At 67.6% G+C, this 22,151-nt stretch carries 16 protein-coding genes and 3 rRNA genes; 14 read left to right on the top strand and 5 right to left on the bottom strand.

Going from position 1 to position 22,151, the window contains the following annotated elements:
• Window positions 1–23: 23 nt before the first annotated feature.
• The 6 genes from argH to rrf all read left to right on the top strand — a co-directional run bounded on the left by argH (window position 24) and on the right by rrf (window position 9,622).
• Window positions 24–1,442 (top strand): argininosuccinate lyase, encoded by a 1,419-nt coding sequence (argH, locus tag F4562_RS05255; RefSeq protein ID WP_311734269.1) that lies wholly within the window; start codon window positions 24–26, stop codon window positions 1,440–1,442.
• Window positions 1,442–2,176, top strand: a complete 735-nt coding sequence (locus tag F4562_RS05250; RefSeq protein ID WP_246473354.1) for a DNA-3-methyladenine glycosylase — start codon at window positions 1,442–1,444, stop codon at window positions 2,174–2,176. The genes argH and F4562_RS05250 overlap by 1 nt, the downstream gene beginning before the upstream one ends.
• Before the next feature lie 129 nt (window positions 2,177–2,305).
• On the top strand, window positions 2,306–3,577 hold the full coding sequence (tyrS, locus tag F4562_RS05245; RefSeq protein ID WP_184547720.1) for a tyrosine--tRNA ligase: 1,272 nt from the start codon (window positions 2,306–2,308) through the stop codon (window positions 3,575–3,577).
• 787 nt (window positions 3,578–4,364) lie between these two features.
• Window positions 4,365–5,888: ribosomal RNA gene (locus F4562_RS05240) — 16S ribosomal RNA — on the top strand.
• Window positions 5,889–6,297: 409 nt separating this feature from the next.
• Window positions 6,298–9,428 (top strand): 23S ribosomal RNA (locus F4562_RS05235).
• 77 nt (window positions 9,429–9,505) lie between these two features.
• Window positions 9,506–9,622 (top strand): 5S ribosomal RNA (gene rrf / locus F4562_RS05230).
• Together the 16S, 23S and 5S rRNA genes form the textbook arrangement of a ribosomal RNA operon.
• Window positions 9,623–10,211: 589 nt before the next feature.
• On the opposite strand, the gene F4562_RS36215 is transcribed toward rrf, so the two are convergent.
• Window positions 10,212–11,780 carry a hypothetical protein gene (locus F4562_RS36215; RefSeq protein ID WP_312872078.1) on the bottom strand — a complete coding sequence of 523 codons (1,569 nt, stop codon included), beginning with the start codon at window positions 11,778–11,780 and terminating at the stop codon, window positions 10,212–10,214.
• Here F4562_RS36215 and F4562_RS05225 point away from each other — a divergent pair.
• A complete protein-coding gene (locus F4562_RS05225) occupies window positions 11,727–12,791 on the top strand; it encodes a hypothetical protein (RefSeq protein WP_311734278.1) in 1,065 nt (354 codons plus the stop codon). The two genes, F4562_RS36215 and F4562_RS05225, sit on opposite strands and share 54 nt — an antisense overlap.
• An 84-nt stretch (window positions 12,792–12,875) precedes the next feature.
• Here F4562_RS05225 and F4562_RS05220 read toward each other — a convergent pair whose 3' ends face one another.
• On the bottom strand, window positions 12,876–13,802 hold the full coding sequence (locus tag F4562_RS05220; protein ID WP_184548121.1) for an MBL fold metallo-hydrolase: 927 nt from the start codon (window positions 13,800–13,802) through the stop codon (window positions 12,876–12,878).
• A 110-nt stretch (window positions 13,803–13,912) separates the two neighbouring features.
• Here F4562_RS05220 and F4562_RS05215 point away from each other — a divergent pair, with 110 nt between their 5' ends.
• Window positions 13,913–14,416 carry a single-stranded DNA-binding protein gene (locus F4562_RS05215; RefSeq protein ID WP_184548123.1) on the top strand — a complete coding sequence of 168 codons (504 nt, stop codon included), beginning with the start codon at window positions 13,913–13,915 and terminating at the stop codon, window positions 14,414–14,416.
• A gap of 348 nt (window positions 14,417–14,764) precedes the next feature.
• On the opposite strand, the gene F4562_RS05210 is transcribed toward F4562_RS05215, so the two are convergent.
• Window positions 14,765–16,153 carry a DUF1015 family protein gene (locus F4562_RS05210; RefSeq protein ID WP_311734279.1) on the bottom strand — a complete coding sequence of 463 codons (1,389 nt, stop codon included), beginning with the start codon at window positions 16,151–16,153 and terminating at the stop codon, window positions 14,765–14,767.
• Window positions 16,154–16,399: 246 nt separating this feature from the next.
• Between F4562_RS05210 and F4562_RS05205 the strand changes: the two genes are divergently transcribed.
• Both F4562_RS05205 and F4562_RS05200 read left to right on the top strand, forming a co-directional pair.
• Window positions 16,400–16,741, top strand: coding sequence for a tetratricopeptide repeat protein (locus tag F4562_RS05205; RefSeq protein WP_246473353.1), 342 nt, complete (start codon window positions 16,400–16,402; stop codon window positions 16,739–16,741).
• 25 nt (window positions 16,742–16,766) lie between these two features.
• The gene (locus tag F4562_RS05200) at window positions 16,767–17,774 is read left to right on the top strand and encodes an HAD-IIA family hydrolase (protein WP_184548129.1); all 1,008 of its coding nucleotides are present in this window, start codon (window positions 16,767–16,769) and stop codon (window positions 17,772–17,774) included.
• A 190-nt stretch (window positions 17,775–17,964) separates the two neighbouring features.
• Here the strand turns inward: F4562_RS05200 and F4562_RS05195 are convergent, their stop codons facing one another.
• Window positions 17,965–18,378 (bottom strand): SCP2 sterol-binding domain-containing protein, encoded by a 414-nt coding sequence (locus tag F4562_RS05195; protein ID WP_311734280.1) that lies wholly within the window; start codon window positions 18,376–18,378, stop codon window positions 17,965–17,967.
• Window positions 18,379–18,482: 104 nt separating this feature from the next.
• On the bottom strand, window positions 18,483–19,226 hold the full coding sequence (locus F4562_RS05190; RefSeq protein ID WP_184548130.1) for an AraC family transcriptional regulator: 744 nt from the start codon (window positions 19,224–19,226) through the stop codon (window positions 18,483–18,485).
• A 63-nt stretch (window positions 19,227–19,289) separates the two neighbouring features.
• Here F4562_RS05190 and F4562_RS05185 point away from each other — a divergent pair, with 63 nt between their 5' ends.
• The 4 genes from F4562_RS05185 (at window position 19,290) to F4562_RS05170 (ending at window position 22,108) form a co-directional block, all read left to right on the top strand.
• Window positions 19,290–19,871 carry a TIGR03086 family metal-binding protein gene (locus F4562_RS05185; protein ID WP_184548132.1) on the top strand — a complete coding sequence of 194 codons (582 nt, stop codon included), beginning with the start codon at window positions 19,290–19,292 and terminating at the stop codon, window positions 19,869–19,871.
• 319 nt (window positions 19,872–20,190) lie between these two features.
• Complete coding sequence (locus tag F4562_RS05180) at window positions 20,191–20,364, top strand: hypothetical protein (RefSeq protein WP_184548133.1); 174 nt, start codon at window positions 20,191–20,193, stop codon at window positions 20,362–20,364.
• Entirely contained in the window at window positions 20,361–21,179 is an 819-nt protein-coding gene (locus tag F4562_RS05175) for a TlyA family RNA methyltransferase (RefSeq protein ID WP_184548135.1), read from the top strand. The genes F4562_RS05180 and F4562_RS05175 overlap by 4 nt, the downstream gene beginning before the upstream one ends.
• A gap of 23 nt (window positions 21,180–21,202) precedes the next feature.
• Window positions 21,203–22,108 carry an NAD kinase gene (locus tag F4562_RS05170; RefSeq protein WP_184548137.1) on the top strand — a complete coding sequence of 302 codons (906 nt, stop codon included), beginning with the start codon at window positions 21,203–21,205 and terminating at the stop codon, window positions 22,106–22,108.
• The last annotated feature ends 43 nt before the right edge of the window (window positions 22,109–22,151 follow it).

Raw genomic sequence — 22,151 nt, 5'->3', positions numbered from 1 at the left:
GATTGAACGAGGAGGAGACAACGGTGACTGATGGTGGTAAGCCGATGCGGCTGTGGGGCGGCCGGTTCGAGGGAGGTCCGGCCGACGCTCTGACCCGGCTCTCGGTGAGTGTGCACTTCGACTGGCGGCTCGTGCCGTACGACCTGCTGGCCTCGCGCGCGCACGCCCGGGTGCTGAACCGCGCGAACCTGCTGACCGACGACGAGCTGACCCGGATGCTCGAGGCCCTGGACGACCTGGAACGGGCCTGCAAGGCGGGCGAGTTCCGGCCGACCGTCGCCGACGAGGACGTCCACACCGCGCTGGAGCGCGGCCTGCTGGAGCGCCTCGGCACACTCGGCGGCAAGCTCAGGGCGGGTCGCAGCCGCAACGACCAGATCGCCACCGACCTCCGGCTCTACCTCCGCGACCACGTCAGGCACATCGTGTCCCGGCTGGTCGAGCTGGAGACCGCGCTGATGAGCCAGGCCGAGGAGCACGCCGAGACGGCCGCCCCCGGCATGACCCACCTGCAGCACGCCCAGCCGGTCTCCTTCGGCCACCAGCTCCTGGCCCACGTGCACGCCTTCGCACGCGACATCGACCGGCTGCGTGACTGGGACCGGCGGGCGGCCGTCTCCCCGCTCGGCTCGGGCGCCCTGGCCGGGTCCTCGCTGCCGCTCGACCCACAGGCGGTCGCCCGGGAACTCGGCTTCGACTCGGCCGCACCCAACTCGATGGACGCGGTCGCCGACCGTGACTTCGCCGCCGAGTTCCTGTTCGACGCGGCGATGATCGGCACCCACCTGTCGCGGCTGGGCGAGGAGATCGTCCTGTGGGCCTCGCAGGAGTTCCGCTGGATCGAGATGGACGACGCCTACTCCACCGGTTCGTCGATCATGCCGCAGAAGAAGAACCCGGACGTGGCCGAGCTCGCCCGCGGCAAGAGCGGCCGTCTCATCGGCAACCTCATGTCGCTGCTGACGACGCTCAAGGGCCTGCCGCTGACCTACAACCGCGACCTCCAGGAGGACAAGGAGCCGGTGTTCGACTCCGTCGACACCCTGCTGCTGGTCCTGCCGGCCGTGGCCGGTCTGGTCGCGACCATGCGCGTCAACACCACCAAGCTGGAGGCTTCGGCCCCCGACGGTTTCGCGCTGGCCACCGACCTCGCCGAGTTGCTGGTCCGCCGCGGCGTCCCCTTCCGCGAGGCGCACGAGGCGGTCGGGCACCTGGTGGTCTGGTGCCAGGTCAACGAGAAGGAGTTCGACGAGCTCACCGACGAGGAGCTGGCGAAGGTCTCCCCGCACTTCACGCCCGACTCCCGTGAGGTCCTCTCGGTGCCCGGAGCCCTGGCCGCCCGCAAGGCGCACGGCGGCACGGCGCCCGACCGGGTCCGCGACCAGCTCGTCGCGCTGCGCGAGATCGTCGACACCCAGGCCGCCTGGGCCAGCGGGAACTGATGCCCGCTGACGGAGCCGGCGCGCGCGGACCGATGCCCCGGCTTGCCGGAGGAGAGCAGGCCGGGCGGGAGCCCTCGCCCGGCGGAGAGAGCGACGGGCACCGGCTCTCCGGGTCCGCCGCGCTGCCGCGTGACTTCTTCGACCGGCCCTCGCACGAGGTGGCCCCCGACCTGCTGGGGCGGGTGCTCGTGCACGGGCCGGTCGCCGTGCGCCTCACCGAGGTCGAGGCGTACGGCCTGCCGGGGCAGGACGCGGCCTCGCACACCTACCGCGGCCCGACACCCCGCAACGCGGTGATGTTCGGGCCACCGGGTCACCTGTACGTCTACTTCACCTACGGCATGCACTTCTGCGCGAACCTGACGTGCATGCCGGAACAGATCGGATCCGGGGTGCTGCTGCGCGCCGGAGAGGTGATCGCCGGGAGCAGCGTCGCCCTGGCCCGCCGGACCGCCGGTGCCGCCCGCACCGTCTCGGAGCGGGATCTCGCCCGCGGCCCCGCGCGCCTGGCGGTGGCGCTGGGCTTCACCCGTGAGCACAACGGGCTCGACGCCTGCGTGCCGGGACGGCTCTCGGTGCTGGAGGGCGAGCCCGCCGAGACCTCGTCGATCCTCTCGGGGCCGCGCACCGGGGTCTCCTCGGCGCAGGAGACGCCGTGGCGCTTCTGGATCGACGGCGACCCGACCGTCTCGCCCCACCGCCGTCACGTCCCGCGCCGCCGTCAGGCACCGTGACGGTCCTGCCGGGGGGCGCCCCAGGAGGGAGAAGGCGGCGCCCGGGTTTCGAGTGGCGCGGTGGCGCCGCCATCAGGCAGTGTGTACACGAACGGATATGTCCCTTCGAACATTGGAAAGTCAAGAGCCGTGACCGACATCCTCGATGAGCTCGAATGGCGCGACGTCATCGCGCAGACCACCGATGCCGACGCGCTGCGCCGTGCACTCGCCGAGGGACCGATCACGGTTTATGGAGGCTTCGACCCGACCGCGCCTTCGCTGCACGCCGGCAACCTGGCCACGCTGCTGATCCTCACCCGGTTCCAGCGGGCGGGTCACCGGCCGATCGGCCTTGTCGGCGGTGCCACCGGCCTCATCGGAGACCCGAGCGGCCGCAGCACGGAGCGGTCCCTCAACTCCTCGGATCTCGTCGCCGAGTGGGTCGCGCGCATCCGCGTCCAGGTGGAGAAGTTCCTCTCCTTCGACGGCGGTCCGACCGGCGCGACACTCGTCAGCAACCTCGACTGGACCGCGCAGATGTCCGCCATCGACTTCCTGCGTGACGTCGGCAAGCACTTCCCGGTCAACCGCATGCTGGCCCGGGAGTCGGTGTCCGCCCGCCTGGGCGGTGACGGGCTGAGCTACACCGAGTTCAGCTACCAGATCCTTCAGGCCAACGACTACCTGGAGCTCTACCGCCGCCACGGCTGCACGCTCCAGCTCGGCGGCAGCGACCAGTGGGGCAACATCACCGCGGGTGTCGACCTGATCCGCCGGGTGGAGGGTGCGCACGTCCACGCTCTGACGGGCAAGCTCATCACCAAGTCGGACGGCACCAAGTTCGGCAAGACCGCGGGCGGCGCCATCTGGCTCGACCCGGCGCTCACCTCGCCGTACGCGTTCTACCAGTACTGGCTCAACGCCGACGACCGTGATGTGATCCGCTTCCTGAAGGTGTTCACCTTCCGCACGCGGGACGAGATCGCCGAGCTGGAGAAGGCCGTCGCCGACCGGCCGGCGGCCCGGGAGGCGCAGCGGACTCTCGCGGAGGACGTCACCACGCTCGTCCACGGTGCCGAGGAGCTGGAGCGCGTCGTCGCCGCCTCGCGAGCCCTGTTCGGCCAGGGCTCGCTGCAGGATCTCGACGCCCGCACCCTCGGATCGGCGCTCGCGGAGGTTCCGTGCGCGAAGGTTCCCGCCCTCGGCGCGTCTTTCGTGGACCTGCTCGCCGACAGCGGTCTGGTCAAGTCGAAGTCCGAGGCCAGGCGCACGGTCAAGGAAGGCGGCGCCTACCTCAACAATGTCAAGGTGAGCGACGAGGCCTACGTGCCGTCGGCCGAGGATCTGATCCACGGTCGGTTCATGGTGCTGCGGCGGGGCAAGCGTTCCATCGGTGGCGTCGAGGTCACCGGGGCCTGACACCCTTCTTCGCGAGGATGGTGTCACCCCGATGGTGCGACCTTCTTCGTGAGGGCGGTGCGGCCTCCATGGCGCGACCCTCTTCGTGCGGGCGGTGCGACCCGTCATGGCTGCTCAACCCCATGATCGTGCGTGTCTGACGCCCCGGCTCCGGTCGGGGCGTCAGACATGCGGCCGGGTAACGTTCCGGTAGAGAACATCCCAGGTGCTGTCAAGAGTTGCCGCTGACCTGCGGTTTCGTCCGGCCGCGCTGATTTGACGATGCCGCGGAGGCGGCTTAATCTTCTGAATGCCCCGGAGCGAGCCGGACGCCTGATCGGCGGACGGGCCCAGGGAGCCCCCTGCTGGACGAACCTCAGAGTTCAGGTCCCATGTAGATCACCGAAAAACCGGTTGATTCGCCATGAACCAGATGACGCGGTAAGTTCAACGGGTTGCTCCGAATCCGGAGCGGAAAAGCCCTTCAAGCCTTTCCGGTTTGACCGAACAGCCGAAATTCGGCGGTTTGACACAAACTAGAAAAGCTCGTAGGGTTGAAATACGAAATGGAACGCCCCGGGCGTTCGACCCCGTGAAAAAGGGGTCGGTCATCCGGTGAACGCGTCCGTTTCTTGAGAACTCAACAGTGTGTTAAAAGCCAGTGCATGAAGCACAACCCCGTCCGACTCGCCGGTCTGTGGCCGGTGGGGGGATGGGATTCCTTTGGTTGATGTTCCCTCGTGTCCGCCGGGCCGTTTCGGTCCCGGGGGGTGACGGGGGGCTTTCAGCCGGGAGAACTCGAAGACATTGTTTGGAGAGTTTGATCCTGGCTCAGGACGAACGCTGGCGGCGTGCTTAACACATGCAAGTCGAGCGGAAAGGCCCTTCGGGGTACTCGAGCGGCGAACGGGTGAGTAACACGTGAGTAACCTGCCCCTGACTCTGGGATAAGCCCGGGAAACTGGGTCTAATACCGGATATGACACGTTCCTGCATGGGATGCGTGTGGAAAGTTGTTTCGGTTGGGGATGGACTCGCGGCCTATCAGCTTGTTGGTGGGGTAACGGCCTACCAAGGCGACGACGGGTAGCCGGCCTGAGAGGGCGACCGGCCACACTGGGACTGAGACACGGCCCAGACTCCTACGGGAGGCAGCAGTGGGGAATATTGCGCAATGGGCGGAAGCCTGACGCAGCGACGCCGCGTGGGGGATGACGGCCTTCGGGTTGTAAACCTCTTTCAGCAGGGACGAAGGTGACGTGTACCTGCAGAAGAAGCGCCGGCTAACTACGTGCCAGCAGCCGCGGTAATACGTAGGGCGCAAGCGTTGTCCGGAATTATTGGGCGTAAAGAGCTCGTAGGTGGCTTGTCGCGTCGGGTGTGAAAGCTTGGGGCTTAACTCCAGGTCTGCATTCGATACGGGCTGGCTAGAGGTAGGCAGGGGAGAACGGAATTCCTGGTGTAGCGGTGAAATGCGCAGATATCAGGAGGAACACCGGTGGCGAAGGCGGTTCTCTGGGCCTTACCTGACGCTGAGGAGCGAAAGCGTGGGGAGCGAACAGGATTAGATACCCTGGTAGTCCACGCCGTAAACGTTGGGCGCTAGGTGTGGGGGCCTTCCACGGTTTCCGCGCCGTAGCTAACGCATTAAGCGCCCCGCCTGGGGAGTACGGCCGCAAGGCTAAAACTCAAAGGAATTGACGGGGGCCCGCACAAGCGGCGGAGCATGTTGCTTAATTCGACGCAACGCGAAGAACCTTACCAAGGCTTGACATCGCCCGGAAAGCTCTGGAGACAGAGCCCTCTTCGGACTGGGTGACAGGTGGTGCATGGCTGTCGTCAGCTCGTGTCGTGAGATGTTGGGTTAAGTCCCGCAACGAGCGCAACCCTTGTTCCATGTTGCCAGCACGCTCCTTCGGGGGTGGTGGGGACTCATGGGAGACTGCCGGGGTCAACTCGGAGGAAGGTGGGGATGACGTCAAGTCATCATGCCCCTTATGTCTTGGGCTGCAAACATGCTACAATGGCCGGTACAGAGGGTTGCGATGCCGTGAGGCGGAGCGAATCCCTAAAAGCCGGTCTCAGTTCGGATTGGGGTCTGCAACTCGACCCCATGAAGTCGGAGTCGCTAGTAATCGCAGATCAGCAACGCTGCGGTGAATACGTTCCCGGGCCTTGTACACACCGCCCGTCACGTCACGAAAGTCGGCAACACCCGAAGCCCGTGGCCCAACCAGCTTGCTGGGGGGAGCGGTCGAAGGTGGGGCTGGCGATTGGGACGAAGTCGTAACAAGGTAGCCGTACCGGAAGGTGCGGCTGGATCACCTCCTTTCTAAGGAGCAGTCGGCTCGCGTGGTTCCACCTCTTGGGGTGGGGGCGCGGGTTCATGTCGTGTCTGCAGGCGCGTGTCCTGCACACGGCGCGCTCATTAGTGGAGCACTGGCTATTCAACCAGGCCGGGGTCACCGGGCCGTTAGTACCGCTTCCGGGGTTCGTCTCCGGGGGAGAGGGAACGCTGGTCTGCCGGAGGGCCGGGCTGGTTGGACACACTGTTGGGTCCTGAGGGAACGGACACTCTCGGGGCGTGCCGGCCGGTCGTCGTGATGGCGATGCGGTGGGTGGGTCCTGGTTCGTTTGGCCTCGTGTACAGGGCCGGATCGCTTGTCTCGGGTTGTCGGGGTGGGTGGGTGCGGTGGCTGTTTGTTGTTTGAGATTTGCATAGTGGACGCGAGCATCTTTGTGGCCAAGTTTTTTAGGGCACACGGTGGATGCCTTGGCATCAGGAGCCGATGAAGGACGTGGGAGGCTGCGTTAAGCCCCGGGGAGTCGCCAACCAGACGGTGATCCGGGGATGTCCGAATGGGGAAACCCAGCACCAGTCATGTGGTGTTGCCTCCGCCTGAATGTATAGGGCGGTTGGTGGTAACGCGGGGAAGTGAAACATCTCAGTACCCGTAGGAAGAGAAAACAAATAGTGATTCCGTGAGTAGTGGTGAGCGAAAGCGGAAGAGGCTAAACCGTGCACGTGTGAGAGCCGGCGGGCGTTGCGTGTGCGGGGTTGTGGGACTCTCCGACGGTCTCTGCCGGGACTGTGAGAAGTGATAAACCTCTGTGATAGTCGAAAGCTCTGGGAAGGGCTGCCGTAGACCGTGAGAGCCGGGTAGGCGAAATCGTGGGGGCTTCTGGAGGGGATCCCAAGTAGCACGGGGCCCGAGAAATCCTGTGTGAATCTGCCAGGACCACCTGGTAAGCCTAAATACTCCCTGATGACCGATAGTGCACGAGTACCGTGAGGGAAAGGTGAAAAGTGCCCCGGTGAGGGGTCGTGAAAGAGTACCTGAAACCGTGTGCCTACAAGCCGTAGGAGCGTAGTCCTCTTCGGAGGGCTGTGATGTGACTGCGTGCCTTTTGAAGAATGAGCCTGCGAGTTATGGTGTGTGGCGAGGTTAACCCGTGTGGGGGAGCCGTAGCGAAAGCGAGTCTGAAGAGGGCGTTTGAGTCGCATGCTGTAGACCCGAAGCGGAGTGATCTAGGCATGGGCAGGTTGAAGCGCGGGTAAGACCGCGTGGAGGACCGAACCCACCAGGGTTGAAAACCTGGGGGATGACCTGTGTTTAGGGGTGAAAGGCCAATCAAACTCCGTGATAGCTGGTTCTCCCCGAAATGCATTTAGGTGCAGCGTCGCGTGTTTCTTGCCGGAGGTAGAGCACTGGATGGCCGATGGGCCCGACAAGGTTACTGACGTCAGCCAAACTCCGAATGCCGGTAAGTGAGAGCGTGGCAGTGAGACTGCGGGGGATAAGCTCCGTAGTCGAGAGGGAAACAGCCCAGATCACCGACTAAGGCCCCTAAGCGTGTGCTAAGTGGGAAAGGATGTGGAGTCGCAGTGACAACCAGGAGGTTGGCTTAGAAGCAGCCACCCTTGAAAGAGTGCGTAATAGCTCACTGGTCAAGTGATTCTGCGCCGACAATGTAGCGGGGCTCAAGTACACCGCCGAAGTCGTGGCATTCACGCGTGTAGCCTGGCAGCTTTCGGGTTGTCTGGGTGCGTGGATGGGTAGGGGAGCGTCGTGCGGCCGGCGAAGCAGCGGGGTGACCCAGTTGTGGAGGCCGTGCGAGTGAGAATGCAGGCATGAGTAGCGAATCAGAAGTGAGAAACTTCTGCGCCGGATGACCAAGGGTTCCTGGGGCAGGCTAATCCGCCCAGGGTAAGTCGGGACCTAAGGCGAGGCCGACAGGCGTAGTCGATGGACAACGGGTTGATATTCCCGTACCCGCTGTGATGCGCCCATACTGAATCCAGTGATACTAAGGGTCCTTAAGCCCTTCGGACCTTCGGGTCTGGGGTGAGGCTGAACGCCTGGCCTGATCTGGTAGTAGGTAAACGATGGGGTGACGCAGGAAGGTAGCCCAGCCCAGGCGATGGTTGTTCCTGGGGTAAGCATGTAGGGAGGACCGTAGGCAAATCCGCGGTCCGCGTATCCTGAGATGTGATGCCGAGCCGATTGTGGCGAAGTGGGTGATCCTATGCTGCCTAGAAAAGCCTCTAGTGAGTGTCGCGGCGGCCCGTACCCGAAACCGACTCAGGTGGTCAGGTAGAGAATACTAAGGCGATCGGGTGAACTGTGGTTAAGGAACTCGGCAAATTGCCCCCGTAACTTCGGGAGAAGGGGGGCCTTCGCTGGTGATGGACCGTGCGTCCGGAGCTGGTGGGGGTCGCAGAGGCCAGGGGGAAGCGACTGTTTACTAAAAACACAGGTCCGTGCGAAGTCGTAAGACGATGTATACGGACTGACGCCTGCCCGGTGCTGGAACGTTAAGGGGACCGCTTAGCCAGGCTTGCCTGGCGACGGTGAGAACTTAAGCGCCAGTAAACGGCGGTGGTAACTATAACCATCCTAAGGTAGCGAAATTCCTTGTCGGGTAAGTTCCGACCTGCACGAATGGCGTAACGACTTCCCCGCTGTCTCAACCGCAGACCCGGTGAAATTGCACTACGAGTAAAGATGCTCGTTACGCGCAGCAGGACGGAAAGACCCCGGGACCTTCACTACAGCTTGACATTGGCGTTTGGAGCGTCTTGTGTAGGATAGGTGGGAGACGGTGAAGCTCGGACGCTAGTTCGGGTGGAGTCATTGGTGAAATACCACTCTGGTCGTTTTGAACGTCTAACCTCGGTCCGTGATCCGGATCAGGGACAGTGTCTGGTGGGTAGTTTAACTGGGGCGGTTGCCTCCTAAAGGGTAACGGAGGCGCCCAAAGGTTCCCTCAGCCTGGTTGGCAATCAGGTGTCGAGTGTAAGTGCACAAGGGAGCTTGACTGTGAGACCGACGGGTCGAGCAGGAGCGAAAGCTGGGACTAGTGATCCGGCGGTGGCATGTGGAAGCGCCGTCGCTCAACGGCTAAAAGGTACCCCGGGGATAACAGGCTGATCTTCCCCAAGAGTCCATATCGACGGGATGGTTTGGCACCTCGATGTCGGCTCGTCGCATCCTGGGGCTGGAGTAGGTCCCAAGGGTTGGGCTGTTCGCCCATTAAAGCGGTACGCGAGCTGGGTTTAGAACGTCGCGAGACAGTTCGGTCCCTATCCGCTGCGCGCGCAGGAGACTTGAAAGGAGCTGTCCCTAGTACGAGAGGACCGGGACGGACGAACCTCTGGTGTGCCAGTTGTTCCGCCAGGAGCACGGCTGGTTGGCTACGTTCGGAAGGGATAACCGCTGAAAGCATCTAAGCGGGAAGCTCGCCTTGAGATGAGGTCTCCCACCCTGTGAGGGGGTAAGGCTCCCGGGAGATGACCGGGTTGATAGGCCGGAGGTGGAAGCGCAGTAATGTGTGGAGCTGACCGGTACTAATAGGCCGAGGACTTGACCATGAAGCAGTCTTTTTTGTTGCTCGCGTCCACTAGGCAATTCTGAGGCAGCAACCGGTGGGTTGTGTGTTTCATAGGGTTACGGCGGTTATGGCGAAGGGGAAACACCCGGTTACATTCCGAACCCGGAAGTTAAGCTCTTCAGCGCCGATGGTACTGCACCGGGGACGGTGTGGGAGAGTAGGTCGCCGCCGGACAATCGTTATGTGAGGGGGAGGGGTCCGTCCCGTGAGGGGACGGGCCCCTCCCCCTCTTTTTTATTTCTGTGGAAATACCTCCAGGTGAGGCCCTTTTCTGCCTTCAGCGCTCTTCCCCCGGTATGTGCAGGACTCCACAAGGCGCTCACGGTGGCCTGTCCAGCCCATGTGATCACTTGACGGCCGAGGTGCTGAAGTAGAGGGCCGGAGGAGAGCAGGTCTGCGGACTTTCCCGGGCTTGCTAGGCTGGAGGGGCCGGGCCACCCCACCAGAGGGTGGCCTTCTTCGCGCCAGACTACGGTGGGTGCGGAGCAGCGACAGCGAACAGGGCGCATCCCGCGGCCGGAGACCGCCCGTACAACGAATCGTCCCATCCGTTCGAGACGACGGGACGCGCTCGCAGAGTGAGCAGACGAATGGACCAGAAGTGAACAGTGATAACGGGCGTGACGGCGCGGGCCGCCGCGAAGAGAGCGAGAACCGCGGATCCGGCGGTCAGGGAGGATATCGCAACGATCGCGGTACTGAGAGGGGCCGTCCCGGAGACGGGCCCCGCTACGGTGAGCGCCGAGAGGGGCGTCCGGGCGGGTCATACGGTTCCAGGGACCGGGGTGACCGTCCGGGGTTCGACCGCGATCGTGGCGCCGGCCGTCCCCCGTCCGACCGTGATGATCGTCCGCGTGGTGGTCAGCGGTATGGCGATCGTGATCAGGCTCGTGGCGGCTCCTATGGTTCGCGTGACCGGGGCGACCGTCCGTCGTTCAACCGGGACGACCGTCCGGGCGGTGGTTACCGGGGTGACCGTCCGTCGTACAACCGGGACGACCGTCCGGGTGGTGGTTACCGGGGTGACCGTCCGTCGTACAACCGGGACGACCGTCCGGGTGGTGGTTACCGGGGTGACCGTCCGTCGTACAACCGCGACGACCGTCCGGGTGGTGGTTACCGGGGTGACCGTCCGGGGTTCGATCGCGATCGTGGCGCGGGCCGTCCCCCGTCCGATCGTGATGATCGTCCGCGTGGTGGTCAGCGGTATGGCGATCGTGATCAGGCTCGTGGCGGCTCCTATGGTTCGCGTGACCGGGGCGACCGTCCGTCGTTCAACCGGGACGACCGTCCGGGCGGTGGTTACCGGGGTGACCGTCCGGGGTTCGATCGCGATCGTGGCGCGGGCCGTCCCCCGTCCGATCGTGATGATCGTCCGCGTGGTGGTCAGCGGTATGGCGATCGTGATCAGGCTCGTGGCGGCTCCTATGGTTCGCGTGACCGGGGCGACCGTCCGTCGTTCAACCGGGACGACCGTCCGGGTGGTGGTTACCGGGGTGACCGTCCGGGGTTCGATCGCGATCGTGGCGCGGGCCGTCCCCCGTCCGATCGTGATGATCGTCCGCGTGGTGGTCAGCGGTATGGCGATCGTGATCAGGCTCGTGGCGGCTCCTATGGTTCGCGTGACCGGGGCGACCGTCCGTCGTACAACCGGGACGACCGTCCGGGCGGTGGTTACCGGGGTGACCGTCCGTCGTACAACCGGGACGATCGTCCGGGTGGTGGTTACCGGGGTGACCGTCCGGGGTTCAACCGGGACGACCGTCCGGGTGGTGGTTACCGGGGTGACCGTCCGGGGTTCGATCGCGATCGTGGCGCCGGCCGTCCCCCGTCCGATCGTGATGACCGTCCCGCGGCGACCGACCGTGGCGATCGCGGTGAGCGTCGGACGTACGGTGATCAGGTTCGGGGCCGGTACGGCCCCCGGCCTGGCGGCGGTGAGCGCAGGTCGTTCGGCCGTGACGACCGTCCCTCCTTCAACCGGGATGATCGCCCGGGTGGCGGCTACCGGGGTGACCGTCCCCGGTTCGAGCGGGACGACCGTGGCGGTCGTCCCTTCGGGGACCGTGACGGTGCCCCCCGTGGGGAAGGACCGGGCTCCCGTACCCGCTATGGCCGCGACGACCGTGACGGTGGTCGGCAGGAGGGCCCGAGCGTCCAGCGGGAGGAACTCCCCGCACTCGCTCCGGACATCACCGCGGAAGAACTGGACAAGGAGATCCGGGAGGAACTGCGTTCCCTCCCGCTCGACCTCGCTGACCTGATCTCCCGTCACCTTGTGGCGGCCGAGCGGGCTCTGGCCGAGGACGACGCCGAACGGGCGTACGAGCACACCAAGGTCGCTCGCCGGTTCGCCGCCAGGATCGGTGTGGTCCGTGAGGCCGTCGGCATCGCCGCGTACCGGGCCGGGAACTTCGCGGAGGCGCTCAGTGACCTGCGCGCGGCCCGTCGCATGACGGGCTCGGATGCCTTCCTGCCCGTCATGGCGGACTGCGAGCGCGGACTCGGCCGTCCTGAGCGCGCGCTCGACCTGGCCCGATCCAAGGAGGCCGAGCGGCTTGACCGCGCCGGCAGGATCGAACTCGCCATCGTGGAGTCGGGGGCCCGCCGGGATCTCGGTCAGAAGGACGCCGCGGTCATCACCCTGCAGCGCCTTCCCGAGCTGCGCGACACCCACCCGCACCCCTGGTCGGCGCGTCTCGCCTTCGCCTACGCCGACGCACTGGCCGACGCGGGTCACGAGGCGGCCGCCACCGACTGGTTCGGCCGGGCGGTGGCCTTCGACGAGGACGGCGAGACGGACGCGGCCGAGCGCTATGCCGAGCTGACCGGTGCCGTCATCGAGGATCTCGAAGAGGACTACGAGGACGAGGACTACACGGACGAGACGGACGAGGACGGGGAGGAGATCCCCGCCGAGGCGCTTTCCGGCGAAGGTGTCCGAGACGGCGTCGGCTCGGAGACGTACGACGTCGACGACCTCGATGACGAGGCGGATGAGGATGACTCCGACGACGAGGATGACTCGGACGAGGAGATCGACGATGTCGCGACCCTCGACGCCCGGATCGAGGACGAGGACGAGTTCGACGACGAGGAGGAGCGTCCGATCGGTGGCGACGAGAACGGCGCCCAGGGTGGTCCTGAGGACAGCGCGGGGGCCGAGCGCGTCGAGGAAGTCGAGGAAGACGCCGTGACGGAAGCGTCGAAGGAGTCTGACAGGTCCGGCCGAGTCGACGTCGGTGTCGCTCCGGCCTTCATCGAGCCCGATTTCGGTGACGCCCTCGACGACGCCACGGACGAGGGCGACTCCGGCGGCCAGGAGAAGAACGACAGGAAGTAGTCTCGCGCCCGTCCGGGGAACGGGATGTCCCATCCGGAACCGTTCACCCGAGGCGGGGGCGTGAGACAGCTGTGGTGCGGATGCCTACGGCTGGACCCGGTCCAGCCAGTGCAGGATTCCAGCCACGTTGGACGGGGCGCCGCTCAGCAGTTCGAACTGCTCGGCGGTCGCCTCGTCCGCTTTCAGCGCCGCGTAACGTTCGCGGGTGCGGTCCCTGACCATGGCGACCGCATGGTCGAGGTCCATGCCCTCGGAGCGGGCCTGCCGGGTCAGGTCGACCCAGACACGGAGTTCCTCGGCGGAGCGTCCCAGTGTCTCTCCGACGTCCGTGACAGGGCCGTAGTGGCTGAAGAGCAGCCGTTGCGGCCCCAGCGCCTCAAACAGCGCGATCGAGTTCAGCGCGGTCTGCAGGTCGAAGTCCGGTGGCGGGGTGGCGGGGCGCAGGTCACCTGTCTGCGGCAGGTATACCCCTGCCGCGTCTCCGACGTAGAGGTCGCCGGTCCCGGAGTCGATCAGCCCCACGTGGTGCTTGGCGTGCCCGGGGGAGTAGTGGCTGCTCAGTGTGCGGCCGTTGCCGAGGTCGACGGTGCCGGTGTCGCCGAGCGCACGGATGCGTGAGGCGTCGGTGGGAGAGAGTTCACCGAACAAGGTATCCAGTTTGTCGCCCCAGACCATCCGCGCGCTGGCCATCAACCGTGAGGGGTCGGCGAGGTGCCGGGCGCCCTTCTCGTGCACCACGATCTCCGCCTGGGGGTAGAAACCGGCGATGTCGCCGACGCCTCCGGCGTGATCGAGGTGAATGTGCGTGACGACGACCGTGGCGAGATCGCCGGGACCGACGCCCAGGGAGGTCAGGGCGTCACGGACCACCGGTGCGGAGGTGGACGTGCCGGTCTCCACCAGGCAGGGGCGGTCGCCGAGGATCAGGTATCCCGCGGTGATGCCGGAGTATCCGGCCATTCTCGTGTCGATCTCATAGACGCCTCCGCCGAGGTCGGTGATGTTGTCCACAGGCCACCTCCGAGCTGGAACCGGTATCCCCAGAACGCCGTTCGGCCGTTCGGGCACAGCTCACATCGTAGAGAGTCGTCCTCGGTCAGCAGAGATCGAAGGAGGATCCGATGGATCGCAACGAGGTCATTTTGGTAGGTCGTCTGCCCGAGACGGCCAACATCAGGTCGTTGCAGAGTGGGAACACCCTCGGCACCTGGCGTTTGATCGTCCGCAGACGGCATCGCGGTCGCGGGGCGCGGGTCGACACCATCCCGTGCGTGTCGTTCGACCCCGAGGTCACCGGGATCGTGGCCGACTGGCTGCCCGATGACATCGTCGAGGTGGCGGGGGCATTGCGCCGCCGGTGGTGGGGGAGCGAGGGTGCCAAGTCGTCGGGGTACGAGGTCGAGGTGTGCTCGGCGAGGCGGCTCGAACGCCGGGTCACCACGGTCCTGCGCGACAACGAGGCCACGGCTCCCGCATCCGTCGCACCACGGCCGATACGGTCGCTCATCCGTCCGGCGGGCGCCATACCTCGGACCGACGGTGATCAGACCATCGGGCGACCAGGAAGCCGAGGCGCGGATCAGGGCGATCGTCGACCGGCGCAGGCCGGTCGTGTCCTGGCGTGAGGTAAGCGTCCTGGCGGGGAGGGTGACGGTCCTGCGTGGCGGGGTGATCGTCCTGGCGAGGGGCGGCGGTCCTGCGGGTGGCTGACGGTCGGTCCTGTGTGGTGGGGTGGCGTCCCGGTCCCGGTCCCGGTCCCGGTGCCGGAATCTGGTGTCTGTTTCCGTCGCCACCCCCCGGGCAGCCGTCCCCGCCCCGGGGGCAGGGAGTCCGCCCGAAGCAGGCACGGCTATCCGAGGCGGCAGGCATGTCCGGGGCAGAAGGGCGATCGACGCGTTCCGAGGGAGAAAGGCGATCGACACCCGTCTGGAGATCCGCTCACGCGCCCGCAGTCCGCTGTGGGGGCCTGCTGTTCAGGGCCGGATGTCGTGCTCCCACGTGAGGACGCGCAGGACCATCCCGGTCAACGGCTTGGGGCCGAAGGAGGTGGACTTGCGGGGCACCCGCTCCCCCTGCGCGGCGACCGCGAGCACGTCATCGACCGCTAGCGGACGCAGCAGCACCGCGATGCCGTCGGTCTGCCGGGCAAGCCGAACGGCGGCTTCCGGATCGTGGTGCACGATGCGCACCATCCGCTCGTCGTCGGCCATCCCCCAGACCTTGGGCAGGAGGAACTCCGCGAGTACGGAGGTGTTCAACGCCCGCCATCCGGCCGAACGGCCGGATGGCATGGCCTGCTCCAGCCGAACCGGATCGGGATCCGTGAGCAGGTAGGTGCGGCCTCCGGCCGACAGCAGGTAGGCCGGTCCGTCGGTTCCCTCCAGCGCGGTCAGTCCGGCGGTGAGATCCGCGTGCTCGTGCACCCGCCATGAGTCCTTGGCCCTGTCCAGGGCCTCGTCGAGCGAAAGATCGGGAATGACCCGGTGGATCGCCTTGAGGTCGGGGGGATAGCTGCGGGAGTCGACCAGGAGGGCGAGGCCGAAGTCCCACGGCCCCGGCTCGGAGGGGGTCCTTCTGGCGCTCTGGGCACTCCCGTCCCCGGCCTTGGCTGCGCCTCCTGCCTCGCTCCCGTCCTCAACCCTGGCTGCGCCTCCTGCTCCATCCCCGTCCCTGTCCCCGGCCCTGCTTCCGGCACCGTCCCTGCCCCCGGCTCCGGCATGGTGCTCCCTCTGCAACGCGAGGTAGGTGGCGTAGCGGTGGTGTCCGTCGGCGATGAGGGCCTGCCGGGGGCGAAGATCGGTGGCGATGGCATCGAGCTCGCCGACGTCGACGATGGCCCACAGGCGGTGCCTCAACCCGTCGCGGGTCGTTGCCTCCGCCAGCGGAGGCCGGGAGCTGGCCACCTCGTCGACCAGGCGGGTGGCGGTGCCGTCCGCTCCGTCGTAGAGCAGGAAAATGGGCTCCAGGTTGGCCTCGGTGGTGCGCATCAGGGCCAGCCGGTCGGCGACCGGACCGGGCATCACGTCCTCGTGCGGCAGGATGATGCCGAGCTCCGGGGCGGCCAGGCCGACGTCGCCGATGAGGCCGCGCTGCAGCACCCCCGGTCCCGACTGTTCGTATACGTAGACCGCGGGTGTCCCGTCGGCGGACAGCATCCCGTCGGAGAGCCACCGCCGGAGTGTTTCCCGTGCCTCGGCGTATCGGTGGCGGTCGGCGCCGGGAAGGATCAGGCGCACCACGTTGTTGGGATGAGCGTCCAGCAGACGCCGCACTCCGGCTTCGTCGATGAGGTCGTACGGCGGGGAGGTGACCGCGGCCAGATCGTCGATCGTGAACCGCACACCGCGAAACGGGCGTAGCACCAGCCCGTCCGGTACCGGCAGTTCAGGATCTGTGGCAAAGGGCATATCCCGATAAAGGCCTGAAACGTCCGGGAGTCGCTTCGAGGCTGCAGCTGCCCCCGGTTTGTCAGGGAATCGGTCAGATCTGTCGTCTGTCGATGAAGGAGGCCTCACATAATGATCCAAGGACGTGGCGGCCCGTCTGATTCCCCCGGCCCTGAGGCGGGCGGTCCGGTCGGGGATGTCTATGAGTGGTTTCAACGAGGGATGAAACTGCTGTCGGAGGGCAGTCCGGCGGCTGCTGCCGCGTTGCTGGAGCGTGCGGCCGACGCGGAGCCGGAGTCGCGCAGCGTCCGCGAGGCGCTCGCTCGAGCCCAGTTCAACTCCCGCCAGTACGCCGACGCCGCCGACAGCTTTCGCTGGATCATCGACGTCAATCCGGCCGAAGACTACGCCTACTTCGGTCTCGGCCTCGCCCTGTGGCGGACCGGTGACATGGAGGGAGCCCAGGAACCCCTGGCCATCGCGGTCGCGATGCGTCCCGACCAGCGGCACTACGTGTCGGCTCTGAAAAGTGTGCGGGCCACCTTACGCGCACGCCGGATGTGACACGTGCGGGTGATGGAATGGGGCGGTGGACATACAGCCGCTGATCGCTCCATACGACACTCTTCTTCTTGACCTTGACGGGGTGGTGTATCTAGGGCACAACGCAGTGCCGAAGGCTCCTGAGGCGCTGCGCCGGGCGGCCGAGCACGGCGTGCGCCTCGCCTACGTCACCAACAACGCTTCGCGCACCCCCGGAGCCATCGCCCAGCATCTGAATGCGCTGGGCGCTCCGGCGACCCCTGACGACGTGGTCACCTCGGCCCAGGCCGCGGCGCGGCTCGTGGCCGAGCGGGTCGAGCCGGGAGCGCCGGTGCTCGTGGTCGGGGGGATGGGAGTGCGCACCGCGCTGCGCGCCCACGGCCTGCGGCCGGTCAGCACCGCCCTGGACGCGCCGGTCGCGGTGGTTCAGGGCATCGCGCCGAACCTTTCCTACGCTCTGCTGAGCGAAGGCGCGCTCGCCGTTCGGCAGGGTGCGCTCTTCGTGGCGGCCAACGCCGACACGACCATGCCGACAGGCAGAGGAGAGCTTCCCGGCAACGGGGCGATGGCCCGGGTCATCGCCACGGCGACCGGCGTCGAGCCGATCGTCGCGGGCAAGCCCGAGCCGCCGCTGCACCGTGAGTCGATGCTGCGGACCGGGTCACGGCGGCCCCTGGTGGTCGGTGACCGGCTCGACACCGACGTCGAGGGGGCGGTCAACGCGGGGGTCGACAGCCTGCTGGTCCTGACCGGGGTGGCGACCCCGCTCGACCTGCTGACCGCCGCTCCGCGCCATCGGCCCACCTATGTCGCCGCAGACCTGTCCGCACTGCACCTGCCCTACCCCGAGGTGCGCCGGGATGAGGACAGTTGGACCTGCGAGGGGTGGACCGCTCGCTGGGACGGTGACCGGCTCACCCTCGACGGCCGCGGGGAACCGCTCGACGGTCTCCGGGCGGCCTGTGCCGCGACCTGGGAGGCCGTGGGCGACGACCGCGCCGACGAGGACGCGGTCAAGGCCGCGCTCGGTCCCCCCCTCTTCGCTCGGGGGTGACCCCGCCCTCTCCAGGGCCGTGCCCCGTGCCCGCCCTCTCCAGGGCCGTGTCTCGTGGCGGGGAGGCCGATGGCTGTGCCGAGCGACCGGCCCTCCGGTTCGCGGGCCGGAGGGCCGATCGCGGTGCCCGGAGGAGGTGAGTCGCGGTGCCCGGAGGCGGCGGGACGCGGCGCCTCCGCCGGGCGTCCTCTCAGAGGAGCTTGCGCAGGCGCAGCAGGTCTCCGAAGCTGGCATCGACCTTGACCCGGCCGCTGAACACGGCCCTTCCCATGTCGAGTTCTCCGTTCACCAGGGAGACGAGGTCGTCACTGCTGAGGGTCAGCTTCACGTCGGCCGGTTTGCCGTCGGCGGGAGGCGTGTCGTCGAACGGTCCGAGCCCGCCGTGGTGGATCCGGCCGTAGAAGGTGACGCCGAGGTCTTTGAGGTGGCAGCTGATGCTGCGCTCGACCACGTGCCTGGCGCGGCTCTCCGAGTCGACCTCGTTGAACTGCTCGCCGAGTTTGCTCAGTGCCACCCGGCACTCGTCGACGGTCGCCATCGCGTGGCGCTCCTTTCTCTCCTGCATCTGCCGGACCCGCTGCGGGTACGGACGGTAGCGTTTCACGGTCCGGCGCCTTTCGACGCTGCGGCAGGGGACGACATGTTCACCCAATGGATGCCGGCTCGCCCTGTTCCTGTCCTGCCACACATCCTGCATCGGTTGAAGATCTAGTAACGCGCGGCGTACCACGTCGGTGACTCGCCGAACATGTCCTTGAAGTCCCGGACGAAGTGCGCCTGGTCGGCGTACCCGAGTTCGGCGGCCAGCCCGGCCCAGTCGATCGGTGTGCCCCGCGCCAGCCGCTCGGTCACCTCGTGCAGCCGGTAGCGGCGGATCACCCACTTCGGGCCGATTCCGACGTGCTCAGCGAACAGTCGTTGCAGTTCCCGGACGCCGGAGCCGAGGCGGCGAGCCAGCGTGCCGACCCTCGTCACCTCCGGGGCGGCGGCGATCGTCGCCACCGCTTCCATCGCTCGCTCCGCCCCGGTGTCGGCCCCGGGAAACCGCGCTCGCAGGAAGTCCTCCACGGTGGCGACCTCCGGCGGATCGGGCAGGTCGCCGGGGAACACCTGACCCGCGTCGACCGACCGATCGGTGATCGTCGAGACGGACGCACGGAGGAAGGGCCGGAAGCCCCCGGGACGAAACGTCACCCCGAACACGCCGTTCGTGCCCTCCAACACCCTGATCTGGTGCCCGCTGCGCACACCCTGCACCTTCGCGCCGCCGTCCTGGAAGATCAGGTGCACGTTCGGGTACGGCACGATCAGCTGGCGGTAGGGCTCGTCGTAGTCCCAGGAGGCCGCCCAGTAGTGATCGACGTACGGCGCCAGGTCCGGTGACGGGCTCCGGAAGGAGTGGCGCTGGAACCGCGTCCACGCGCCGGCGAGCTCACGGGTGTCCCTGGGCATGCGGTCGAGCCTATGTCGTGTTTGTTCAAGACACCCGGTGGCCGTTGTGCTTTCTTGGGCGTCATGTCTGATGCGAGATGGGTGGCCCGCGTGGCCACGCCTCTGATGGAGATCATCCTTGGCATAGAGCCGGGGCAACTGGATGCCCCGACCCCCTGTGAGGAGTACGACGTGCGCGGGCTGGTCAACCACCTGCTGTTCTGGGGGCCGTCGCTCGAGGGCGCCGCCCGCAAGGAGGCCGTGCCGCCGCCCGCCGCGACCGAGACCGACGTGAACCTGACCGGGGGCGATTGGGCGACCGAACTGCGGGTGCAGGTCGGGCGAATCCTCACGGCCTGGAGCGAACCCGCCGCCTGGGAGGGAACGACGCACATGGGCGGTCCGGCGGAACTGCCGGCGTCGCTGGTCGGCGGGATGGTCGTGGGCGAGTTGGTCGTGCACGGCTGGGACCTCGCGAGGGCGACCGGCCAGAACCCGGTGTGGGACGACGACCTCGTCGCGTACGTGCATGAGGAGGTCGCCAAGACCGCGGAGCAGGGCCGGGAGATGGGCATCTACGGGCCGGAGGTCCCCGTCCAGGTCTCGGCGCCGATGCTGGACCGGGTGCTCGGCCTCACCGGCCGTGACCCCGCCTGGAGCCGCTGAGGCGCCGGCCGCTCCCGCTCTGCCGGGGCCTCTCTACCGCTCCCGCTCTGCTGGGACCTCTCTGCCGGGGCCGCTGAGGCGTCGGCCGCACCCCCCGCCGGGCCCGCGAAGGGACCGGCCGGGGCGACGGAGGTCCCGGCTTCCGATACGGTCGGGGAGTCCGCGGGCGAGGCGGCCCGCGAGCCGCGCCGCCCGAGTGCGGCGGTGAGGACGACCGGCGCGGCCGGATGGTCGATGCCGCCCGGGGCGGCCGGGCCGCCGAGACGGACAGGGCGACCAGGACGGCCGAGGTGGCCGGGAGCGGTTCCGGAGGGGGCTGATGACGGATCTGCTGGAGGAGACGGGTGACGAGCGGGCGGACGCCGCGTTGAGCGGGCTCGCCCATCTCGGCGCGCTGCCCGTGTCGGCGCACGTGAACGTCTTCGAGGAGGTGCTCGCCGGCCTGGAGCAGGCGCTCGCCGCGGTGGACGACACTCCGGACCGGTCCCGGTGACCCGCCGCGCGCGTCTCGACAGCGAGCTCGTCCGGCGCAGGCTGGCCCGCTCCAGGGAGCACGCGGCCCAGCTCATCGAGGCCGGCCGGGTCAGCGTCGGCGGCCGGGTGGCCGCCAAGCCCGCCACCCAGGTCGACACCGCTTCGGCGATCGTCGTCGCGGAGACCGCCGCCGGGCCCGACTACGTGTCCCGGGGAGCGCACAAGCTCCTGGGCGCCCTGGAGGTCTTCGGGCCCCGGGGGCTCACCGTCGCGGGACGCCGCTGCCTCGACGCGGGGGCGTCGACCGGCGGTTTCACCGACGTGCTGCTGCGCAACGGCGCCGCGCACGTGCTGGCCGTCGACGTCGGCTACGGCCAGCTCGCGTGGTCGTTGCGGACCGACGACAGGGTGACCGTCATGGAGCGGGTCAACGTCAGGGACCTGACCCCCGACGTGGTCGGCGAGGCGCCCACGCTGGTCGTCGGTGACCTCTCCTTCATCTCCCTGCGTCTGGTGCTGCCCGCTCTGGCCGGGTGCGCCGCCGAACGCGCCGACTTCGCCATGCTGGTCAAGCCCCAGTTCGAGGTCGGCAAGGAGCGGGTCGGCGCGGGCGGCGTCGTCCGCGACCCCGCGCTGCGGGCTCAGGCCGTGCATGATGTGGCCGGGGCCGCGGGAACGCTCGGCCTGACCGTGCGAGGCGTCACCGCGAGCCCCCTGCCGGGGCCGTCGGGAAACGTCGAGTACGTCATCTGGCTGGGCAAGGGCGAGGGGGTCCCGCCGGTGGCGGACCTCGGCGCCGAGATCGAGCGAGCGGTGGCGGAAGGTCCCCGGTAGTTGGCCGAGCGAGAGAGTGATGCATGACTGCCAAGCGCACCGTGCTGGTCACCGCCCACACCGGGCGGAAGGCGGCTGTCGACAGCGCTCGCCTGGTGATCCGGAGGCTGCTGGACGCCGGTCTGACCGTGCGTGTCCTGAACGCTGAGGCCGAGGAGATCGCGTGCGCGGGTACGGACGTGGTGCCCGCCGGCCCGGCGGCGGTCGAGGCCGCCGAGATGATGATCGTTCTCGGTGGTGACGGCAGTCTCCTGCGGGCCGCGGAACTCGCCCGCCCGGCCGGCGTGCCGTTGCTGGGTGTGAACCTCGGCCACGTCGGCTTCCTGGCGGAGGCCGAGGTGGAGGATCTGGCGGGCGCGGTCGACTGCGTGGTGCTGGGACGCTACGACGTCGAGGAGCGGATGACCATCGAGGTCACCGCCCGTCTCAACGGCACCCTGCTGGCCGACACCTGGGCGCTCAACGAGGCCACTGTGGAGAAGAGCGAGCGCATGCTGGAGGTGGTCGCCGAGGTCGACGGCAGGCCGCTGTCCCGTTGGGGCTGTGATGGGGTGATCTGCGCGACCCCGACCGGCTCCACCGCCTACGCCTTCTCGGCCGGCGGACCGGTCGTCTGGCCGGAGGTGGAGGCGCTGCTGCTCGTCCCCATCAGCGCCCACGCGCTGTTCGCCCGGCCGCTGGTGGTCTCGCCCCGTTCCCGGCTGGCGCTGGAGGTCCAGCCCCAGACGGCGGGGGCGGTGCTCTGGTGCGACGGGCGCCGCAGGTTCGACGTGCCGGCCGGGACCAGGGTGGAGCTGCGCCGGGGCGGGCAGCCGGTGCGCCTCGCACGGCTGCACGGCCTGGAGGACACCGGCGCGCCGTTCACCGACCGGCTGGTCGCCAAGTTCGGCCTGCCGGTGCAGGGATGGCGCGGCCGGGCAAGGCCGTAGTTCGTTCGGGCGATCGGTGTCCCGAGCGCGTAGGATCGTGCCC

Source organism: Streptosporangium becharense (assembly GCF_014204985.1).
Classification (GTDB): domain Bacteria; phylum Actinomycetota; class Actinomycetes; order Streptosporangiales; family Streptosporangiaceae; genus Streptosporangium; species Streptosporangium becharense.
The sequence above is the reverse complement of the archived record's forward strand: the minus strand, read 5'-3'. Positions and strand labels throughout refer to the sequence as shown.